This window comes from Cecembia sp. (genome assembly GCF_007126775.1).
Lineage (GTDB): Bacteria > Bacteroidota > Bacteroidia > Cytophagales > Cyclobacteriaceae > Cecembia.
On record NZ_SLAP01000101.1, the window covers coordinates 1 to 8,610 of the forward strand.

Sequence of the window (8,610 nt, forward strand, 5' to 3'; positions counted from 1 at the left end):
GAAACAGCATCAGGGCTGGTAAGAAGGCTGATACCTGAGGATACCCCTGAAAGAAGGGAAAAAGCCCTTGAACTTGCTTTGCAGGAATTGGCTGAAAAAGGGATTACCTCTTTTCATGATGCCGGAGAGGACCAAAATTTCATAGATCTCTTGGAGCAATTCAAAGAGCAGGACCGACTGACTGCGCGGATGTATGTTATGCTTAGCAGTAGGAAACCTGAATTATTGCAGGCTTGGTACAAAAAAGGCCCTCATATAGATCCTGACCATATGGTTACCGTTCGATCCATCAAACTCAATATGGATGGGGCATTGGGTCCTTGGGGTGCTTGGTTGTTGGAAGATTACGAAGACAAGCCAAGTCACAGGGGCCATGAAACAATGCCCATCGCATTGGTAAGCGAAGTTTCTGAGAAAGGATTGGAATTGGGTTTTCAGGTATGTTCCCATGCCATAGGAGACAGGACCAACAGGGAGGTTTTGGATAGGTATGAGGCTGCATTTGCCAAATTCCCTGAAGTCAATGACCATAGGTTTAGGGTGGAACATGCACAGCATTTGCACCCGGACGATATCAGCAGATTTGGAGAAATGGGTGTTATCGCAGCCATTCAAGCCATCCACCTCAGTTCGGACAGGCCTTGGGCCATTGGCCGATTAGGTGCCAAAAGGATCAAAGATGGTGCTTATGTATGGCAAAAATTACTGCAATCCGGAGCCGTTATTTCCAATGGCACAGATGCACCTGTGGAGCCTTTGGATCCTGTACCTTCATTTTTTGCTTCAGTAACCAGAAAAACCCTCAAAATGACACCCGAAGGTGGCTTTGAGCCTGATCAAAAGATGACCAGAGAGCAGGCTTTGAAGTCTTATACCCTTGATGGCGCTTATGCAGAATTTGAGGAAGATTTCAAAGGTTCAATCGAAGTGGGAAAAGCTGCTGATTTCACTGTATTCGATAGGAATCTTATGGAAGTACCTGAAAACGAAATCCTCAACACTAAAGTGGCTATGACCATAGTAGGAGGAAAAATTATCTTTAAATCAGAATAGATCTATATCAAAAAGTTCAGTCAGGTTTTTATAATCTGACTGGACTTTTCCATTCAAAACCTCTCCCTTAACAACTCCGCCTTTATGATTTCTGAAAAATCATCCTTCATTTCATAATACAGCCAAAAAGCATTGTCTATCCGATCACTGTCGTCGATATCCGGCATCCTGACATAGCGGGTTCCCGTGCCTGGAGGCCAGGCTGCCGAATTCGCCTTTAGATATAAAATTCCATTTCTATAACTTATTTTTCTAACATTTAAGGTATTGGTATTGCCATTATTCAAGCGGGCTGTTAAAAATGTTCCCCTGATAATTTGTCCATTATTGGGATCGATTTCACAAACCACACTGACTTTTGGACCTCCTCCCCTTTCATAGCCGGACTGGAAAACATTAGTAAATGACCCTGCCCTCACCTGATGGGCATTGATATAAGTTGATGCGGTACTCCCTCCATCCACTGAAAAAACCGCAAATAATCTTCCCTCAAACCATCCCAAAAGTATCCCTCTCCCATCTACAGGGGTTTCTTCATACCGGATTCTCCAAACCGTTTCGCCTGCAGCATTCTTTTTATGGATAAATGGATCTTGATTGATATTACTCACTTGATCAAATCCAATGGTATATTGACTTCCTTGCCCATCTTCCACTATTGTGGAACTGGAAAAGTCAAGACCTGAACCTAATCTTGGTTGTTGTTTTTCCTCACAGGAAAAAAAAATACCTACTATAAAAATAGAAAGGTGAAAAAATCGCCTTTTCATCATGACAAATTATATATATAAAACATTTAAAACTTATTTCAACAAAAAACATCTGTCACAATTATTACGCCAAATTTATGTGAGATTATGTTTTTGACAAGCCTGATTTTTTTAAGTATATTGTTAGTGTAAAAATAGAATATGATTATCGAAAAAATGCACACGATATTAGGTTCTACTGGTAATATTGGTACAGCGCTTGCCAAAGAATTGACAGCCTATACTTCCAATATCAGGGTGGTAAGCCGAAAACCTCAAAAAATCAATACTACGGACCAACTCTTTAAAGCAGACCTACTCAAAGCGGAAGAGGTATTGGCTGCCGTAAAAGGTTCAGAAATTGTATACTTGGTAGTGGGCATCACGTATAAAACAGCCCTCTGGGAAGAGCAATGGCCCATCATCATGAAAAATGTCATCAACGCATGTAAAGCCGAAAAAGCCAAATTGGTGTTTTTTGATAATATGTATTGCTACGATCCAAATGTTGTTGGGAACTTAAAGGAAGACAGCCCTATAAATCCAAAAAGCAGAAAAGGAAAAGTCAGGGCCCATATAGCCAAAATGCTCTTGGAAGCAATTGAACAGGAGCAGTTGACCGGAATGATTGTTAGGGCAGCTGATTTTTATGGTCCAAATGCAAGCCAAAGTTTTCTAAATGAATCAGTTATCAACCGGATGAAAGCTGGTAAAAAAGCGCAGTGGCTTTACAACAAAGACAAAAAACATTCATTTACTTATATACCAGATGCTGCATTTGCTACTGCCTTTCTGGCCCAAAAGGAATCGGCTTGGAACCAGGTTTGGCACCTGCCAACCTCAAGCGAATATCCTACAGGTCAAGAGGTAGTGAATATCCTTTCACAACAATTGGGAACTTCTAATCAAGTAGCAGTTTTACCTGGTTTTATGGTTGCAATATTAGGCCTCTTTATACCCATCCTGAAAGAGATAAAAGAACTCAGGTATCAATTGGATCAGGATTATTGCTTTGATTCCAGCAAAATTGAATCAACATTTGGACTAAAAGCAACACCGATTGAGGAAGGTTTGATAAAGTGTCTATAGAGCCTTTGGGTGTAATAAGTAAAAAATGAATTAAACACTTTATTCAATGTTAAGGAATTACCCACAAAAATATCTGATGTTTTTTTCCATCCGGTAACGCTATGACTCTGGTCTCTTGTGGCTCCCAATCCCCCATATCAAAGCGATGTGAAATCACCCTTGTACCCGAAGGCATTTCCCAAATTTTTGGCCTCAATTTCAGATTGATGTCCGGAAAAAGGTACAAGGTAAGTACTGTGGCCTTACTGAAATCCAATTCAAACAAGTCCCCTTGCTTAAAGTCAACCAAATGGTCTACCCCTTCCCTTTTCGCCAGTTCAAAAGCTTCCTGAACAAGGTCTTTATCAATTTCGATTCCCAAGCCTTTGGTACCGTATTTTTTGGCAGCCAAAATCGGTATTCTTCCATCCCCTGAGCCCAGATCAATAATAAAATCATCCTTGGTGACCTTTGCCATATCCATCATTTCCTCTATTACTTCCCATGGCGTAGTGACAAAAGGAACCAGGTCGGCAAAGGTGGCCAAGGTATCCTGGGCTTTGATATCGGAAAGGACCCAAGGAAAAAAGCTTAGAAAAAACACGACTTTCAATTTATTACCCATTGAATTTCAATTATTTAAATAGGTTTAACCTAACTAATTTCAAACACTACATTTCCTGTTTTTTGCCCAGCGGCAACGTATTGGTAAGCTTCCCTTGCTTGTTCAATCGAAAAACTTTTTTCAATAATTGGCCGGAATTTCCCCTCCATCACCATTTTTTGAATGACCGCCATACTTCCCTTGATATCCGTGGGCAAAGGAAATAACACACGCTTACCACCTTTCAACTTCGTGATCAAAGGCAAATACAAGTTTTCAATACCATCTCCCAATTCTGAGGATAAATAACATCCATTTTTGTTCAATATGGCTTTACATTTCCTAAAAGTACTCTTGCCAACGGCATCAAAAATAACATCAAATTCCTCTCCAAGCTTGGTAAAATCCTCCTTTTCATAATCAATTACCTTGTCTATTCCTAAAGACTGGATCAACTCCATGTTTTTGGTATTTGCTGTTGCAGTCACTTTTACTCCTTGGTATTTCAGCAATTGAACCAAAGCAGAGCCAATGCCTCCTGTGGCTCCGTTGACCAACACCTTAGATTCAGGACCTAATTTGACATATTTAAGGAAATTCACTGCATAATGTGTCCCTTCGGCGCATGCTGCTGCTTCCTTAAAGGAAAGCCCATCTGGAATGGGCAATATATTTTTGTCTTCATGATAAACCAAATATTCAGCTTGGGAAGGCAAACCGTTATCATCAAAACCCCAAACCTTATCCCCCACTTTAAACTTCGTGACCTTTTCCCCCACACCTTCCACTATTCCTGCAAAGTCAGTTCCCAAAATCGGTGTCCTAGGTTTTGGCCAGCCGACAAAAAAACGGAAAATATAAGGAGAGCCGGTAAGCACCCCACAATCAGTTCTATTCACAGTAGTCGCATAAACCCGAATCATAACATCATTTGATTTTAGTTTGGGTTTAGGCATATTTTCAATCCTGACCTGATTGAAATTACCATATTGATAACGAACTACTGCTTTCATTTTGTAATAGAGTATCTTTCATCCAAAAATTTAAGAAGAAACTGAGTGCAAAGTGTTTTCCGCTTAAATCGAGAAGATAAATATACTTTATTCAATTTTTAATAACTTTCATTTGAAAAATAAAGTTAAGACCTTATCAACTCCATTTCTTACACGTATTAGGATCATAAAATGAGACAAAAATTAATGGGTTTTCTTTTTTTCTCGGTATTGATGGGGGTAATACCAATCACTTCCTGTGTATACCAACAATGTGATGGTCCCTGTGGCTGTTCTCCTGTTTTTGAAGTAGAAGACTTTTCGGTCACACAATTATCTATTGAAACATTATACAGGTCAGACAATAATCAACCAATTGACCCAGAAAGGTTTTACTTTTATCAAACTTTATATACAGGCATTTGGGTTTCAGGTTTAAGGCCAATTAATGAAACATCACAGAATTTTGATGGAATATCTCTATTTGTACCTCGTGCCTTAGCATCCTGTAGCCCCAGAGAAGCATTTTCATTGGAAACATTGGCGGGGCTAAAAATAATAAACAAAAATCCCTTAGAATTAACACCAAACATCTACTTGGATGAAGGAGATGACATAACTCATCTATTTGTTGCTACTACAAATTTCCAGCAAGAATATTCAATAGAAAGTTTTGCTAAAAATAAACACCGTTTTCAAAAAGATGAAAGATTTTATTTGAAATTCAATCAAGAGCCTGGTGCTCCTTTGCAACTTGTTTTTAATGTTATTATCATTTTAGATAATGGGGTCAATTATGAATTTCCAGGTCAAATTTTAAAAATTGTATCAGCCACCGCTTAACTTTTTAAAGTCTTATTATTTTTGTTTGCTTAATTTTGCCTCAAAGTCGCCCTATAATGCCGAACAGAATAAACATCTTTTTTTTGCTATGCTTTCTGATTTTACCCGACTTAAAAGTACTGGGACAAACAGATTCATTGTTAAGGGCATTAAATCAGCTCAAAAAGCAAAGCCCCGAATCTTTGGAAACGATTGCCGATCTACAATTTGAGATTGCCATGAGTTTTTATCATTCCCGTGACTTTCAAGCCTCTTTGCAATACCATAAAGAAGCAGCAGAAAATTTTTTAAATAAAAATAACCTGAGCAAGTATGGGGAATGCCTGCACAATATGGGGAACATTTCTTATTTCCTGGGGGAAACAGATAATGCCATAGACTATTACAATCAATCTATTGAACAAAGAGAAAAAATCCCTGATGCTAAGGGTTTGGCCACTAGTTATAATAACCTGGCCAATGTTTTCAATAGGCTTGGAGAATATAGAGAAGCATTGGATTTTTATGAAAAATCCCTGGAAATCAAAGAACGCATAGATGACCAAAAAGGTATTGCTTCCACGCTTAAAAACATAGCTTCCATTCATTACTACAGGGATAATTACATCGCGGCTTTGGAATTCAATTTCAAGGCGCTGAGGATTTCTGAAGCATTAATGGATTCGGCCGGAATATCCTTTGTGTATAATAATATTGCCCTGATCTATGAAAAGCAGGAAAAGCTAGAGGAAGCTTTGGGCTATTACAAGAAGTCGATAATCCTCAAAGAAATTGCCGGTGACGAACAAGGCATGGCAACCACACTCAACAACATCGGCAGTCTCTACCAAAGGCTTGGAAAAGCTACCTTTGCCATGGAATCTTTAGAGCGTTCCCTGCGTATTTCCGAAAAAATGGGGGAAAAGGAAGGAATCTCGGCAGCCATGAACAATATGGCCACCGTGTATGAGGAATTGGGCCAGACAGAAAAAGCGCTGGCACTTTTTTTACAGTCCCAAAAAATTGACAATGAAATTGGAAACAAGCGGGGCATGCTTTTAAGCATTACCAGCCTTTCCAATATCCATTACTCTTTGGGGAATTACGATATTTCCCTTCGTTATGCCCAGGAAGGCATTGCACTGGCCAAGGATTTGAATTCAAAAACAGAACTGAGGGATCTCAATTCCCTAATCAGTAACAATTATGAAGCGCTAAAAGATTTCCGTTTGGCATTGATGCATACCCAACTTTACCAAATCTATGCAGACAGTGTATTCAATCAGGAAATCGAAAGAAAAACTGCTAGGATTGAGGCAGAATATGAATATGACAAAAAGCTTGCCGTGATCCAAGCCGAGCAAAAGGCGCTGGATTTGGAAAACGAAAAAGAAATCCAAAAACAAAACTTCCAGAAAAGACTGTTGATTTTGGCTTTTTTTGGAATTTTACTCATTTCCGGCATTATTTTCATCAATTACAGAAAACAGAAAAAAGCCAAGCAGCTGTTGGAAATCAAAACCTCTGAATTGGAAAGCGCCAATCAGGTCAAATCAAAATTATTCGGTATTATCGGTCATGACCTGAGAGGTCCAATTGCCAGTTTGTATATGCTTTTAGGACTTTACCGAAAGGATCAAATTGAAGACCGGGAATTCAAGGAAATGGCTCCTGAACTGTACAAGAATGTTGGGGCCATCATGGAAACCCTCAACAATCTATTGAGATGGTCCATGGGAGAAATGAAAATGGTGAAAACAGAGCCTATCCCGACAGCGCTTTATCAGAAGGTGGAGGAACTCCGCGGTTTTTTTTCTACATTAATCGGACAAAAACAATTGAACCTAAAAAATAAAATCCCAGAGGGCCTTCAGGTACTAATTGACCCCAATCACTTAGAGCTTGTACTGAGAAATATATTGAGCAATGCCATTAAGTACAGTCAAACAAAGGGGAATATCATTTTGAATGCACAGGAAGAAGGGGATATAGTGACCGTTTCTGTGAAAGATGATGGAATTGGTATGAATGAGGTTGAAGCACAGCAGCTATTTCAAAAAGGTTTAGCGGAAAGTAAAAGAGGAACTTCAGGGGAACAAGGGACAGGACTGGGGCTTAATTTGAGTCAGCTTTATATTGAAGAAAACGGGGGGAAGATCTGGGTAGAAAGTGAACTTGGGAAAGGATGTACTTTTTATATTTCCATGAAAAAATCATTGGAAACAATTCCTGATTACAGTGAAATTCTACTTGATTCAGCTTTAGAATAAATTGTTGGCTTGAAATGTTTTGATTTTTTAGTACTTTGAGACTCGAACCTATCCAACCTTTTCCCATGAAATTATTCAAATCAGCAAACGATATTATCATCGCACATGAGGGCAAGCACTACCTTGCACAGACCAGAGATTGGGACCAATTGGTCAACCAAAAAAACCTCTATAAAACCCTTCTAGGTGAATTAAACCCTTGGAATGAAGTAAATTGGGAACCCAAGGAATTAAAAGCTCCTATAGGTACCCAGGAAATTTGGGCTGCCGGGGTGACCTATATGCGTAGCAGGGAGGCAAGAATGGAAGAATCCAAAGAAAGTGGGGCGGCTGTCTTTTACTCGAAAGTTTACGATGCCGAAAGACCCGAGCTTTTTTTCAAATCCGCCCACTACCGAGTTGCAGATCCTGGTGGAAAAGTACATATCAGAAAAGATTCCAAATGGAATGTACCAGAACCTGAACTCACTCTTTTTATCAATAATCACAAAGAAATAGTCGGTTATACTGTAGGGAATGATATGAGTTCGAGAGACATTGAGGGTGAAAATCCATTGTATCTACCCCAGGCAAAATGTTATGATTATTCCGCATCCATCGGTCCCTGCCTTTGGGTACCTGAAAGGCCCATTGATTCTGATGCCAGCATTCATATGCATATTGAGCGAACTTGGAAAACAGTATTTGAGGGGAGGATATCCATCAATCAAATGAAAAGGACGCATGCTGAATTGACCGAGTACCTCACACGGGAGATGAGCTTTCCCAATGGAGTTTATCTGATGACAGGTACATGTCTGGTTCCAGGTGATAACTTCACCTTAAAAGAAGGAGATTGGGTTCATATCGAAATCGATAGTATCGGCAAATTGAGCAATCAGGTGGGTTTAGCTCCATAAGGGTAATGCTTGGTATGCAGTACTTTTAAAAACTACCATTGACAGACTACAGTAACCGTCACCCTGAGTGAAGCGAAGGGTCTCCTATCATATGGGAGATGCTTCGACTCCGCAAGCTCCGCTCAGCATGACGTTTCAATAACTGTCATTACC

The 8,610-nt window shown here is 39.6% G+C and carries 8 protein-coding genes; 5 read left to right on the top strand and 3 right to left on the bottom strand.

Features of this window, described 5'->3' with window-relative positions; all coding sequences use genetic code 11:
- The coding region (locus tag QZT73_RS06395; RefSeq protein ID WP_291787247.1) for an amidohydrolase family protein at positions 1-1,053 on the top strand (1,053 nt) is incomplete at its 5' end.
- Between the two features lie 53 nt (positions 1,054-1,106).
- Here the strand turns inward: QZT73_RS06395 and QZT73_RS06400 are convergent.
- Positions 1,107-1,826, bottom strand: a complete 720-nt coding sequence (locus QZT73_RS06400) for a hypothetical protein (RefSeq protein ID WP_291782973.1) — start codon at positions 1,824-1,826, stop codon at positions 1,107-1,109.
- Between the two features lie 153 nt (positions 1,827-1,979).
- On the opposite strand from QZT73_RS06400, the gene QZT73_RS06405 reads away from it, so the two are divergent.
- A complete protein-coding gene (locus tag QZT73_RS06405; protein ID WP_291787250.1) occupies positions 1,980-2,891 on the top strand; it encodes an NAD-dependent epimerase/dehydratase family protein in 912 nt (303 codons plus the stop codon).
- Between the two features lie 49 nt (positions 2,892-2,940).
- On the opposite strand, the gene QZT73_RS06410 is transcribed toward QZT73_RS06405, so the two are convergent.
- Positions 2,941-3,495, bottom strand: coding sequence for a methyltransferase domain-containing protein (locus tag QZT73_RS06410; RefSeq protein ID WP_291782967.1), 555 nt, complete (start codon positions 3,493-3,495; stop codon positions 2,941-2,943).
- A gap of 29 nt (positions 3,496-3,524) precedes the next feature.
- Positions 3,525-4,487, bottom strand: a complete 963-nt coding sequence (locus QZT73_RS06415) for an NAD(P)-dependent alcohol dehydrogenase (RefSeq protein ID WP_291787252.1) — start codon at positions 4,485-4,487, stop codon at positions 3,525-3,527.
- A gap of 171 nt (positions 4,488-4,658) precedes the next feature.
- Between QZT73_RS06415 and QZT73_RS06420 the strand changes: the two genes are divergently transcribed.
- The 3 genes from QZT73_RS06420 to QZT73_RS06430 all read left to right on the top strand — a co-directional run bounded on the left by QZT73_RS06420 (position 4,659) and on the right by QZT73_RS06430 (position 8,457).
- Positions 4,659-5,309 (top strand): hypothetical protein, encoded by a 651-nt coding sequence (locus QZT73_RS06420; protein WP_291787255.1) that lies wholly within the window; start codon positions 4,659-4,661, stop codon positions 5,307-5,309.
- 56 nt (positions 5,310-5,365) lie between these two features.
- Positions 5,366-7,558: a tetratricopeptide repeat-containing sensor histidine kinase gene (locus tag QZT73_RS06425; protein WP_291787258.1), complete on the top strand. Its 2,193-nt coding sequence runs from the start codon at positions 5,366-5,368 to the stop codon at positions 7,556-7,558.
- A 65-nt stretch (positions 7,559-7,623) separates the two neighbouring features.
- On the top strand, positions 7,624-8,457 hold the full coding sequence (locus QZT73_RS06430) for a fumarylacetoacetate hydrolase family protein (protein ID WP_291783308.1): 834 nt from the start codon (positions 7,624-7,626) through the stop codon (positions 8,455-8,457).
- Positions 8,458-8,610 lie beyond the last annotated feature (153 nt).

Coding starts and splice junctions, on each gene's coding strand:
- QZT73_RS06400 (WP_291782973.1), bottom strand. CDS start 1,826: ATGATGAAAAGGCGATTTTTTCACCTTTCTATTTTTATAGTAGGTATT.
- QZT73_RS06405 (WP_291787250.1), top strand. CDS start 1,980: ATGCACACGATATTAGGTTCTACTGGTAATATTGGTACAGCGCTTGCC.
- QZT73_RS06410 (WP_291782967.1), bottom strand. CDS start 3,495: ATGGGTAATAAATTGAAAGTCGTGTTTTTTCTAAGCTTTTTTCCTTGG.
- QZT73_RS06415 (WP_291787252.1), bottom strand. CDS start 4,487: ATGAAAGCAGTAGTTCGTTATCAATATGGTAATTTCAATCAGGTCAGG.
- QZT73_RS06420 (WP_291787255.1), top strand. CDS start 4,659: ATGAGACAAAAATTAATGGGTTTTCTTTTTTTCTCGGTATTGATGGGG.
- QZT73_RS06425 (WP_291787258.1), top strand. CDS start 5,366: ATGCCGAACAGAATAAACATCTTTTTTTTGCTATGCTTTCTGATTTTA.
- QZT73_RS06430 (WP_291783308.1), top strand. CDS start 7,624: ATGAAATTATTCAAATCAGCAAACGATATTATCATCGCACATGAGGGC.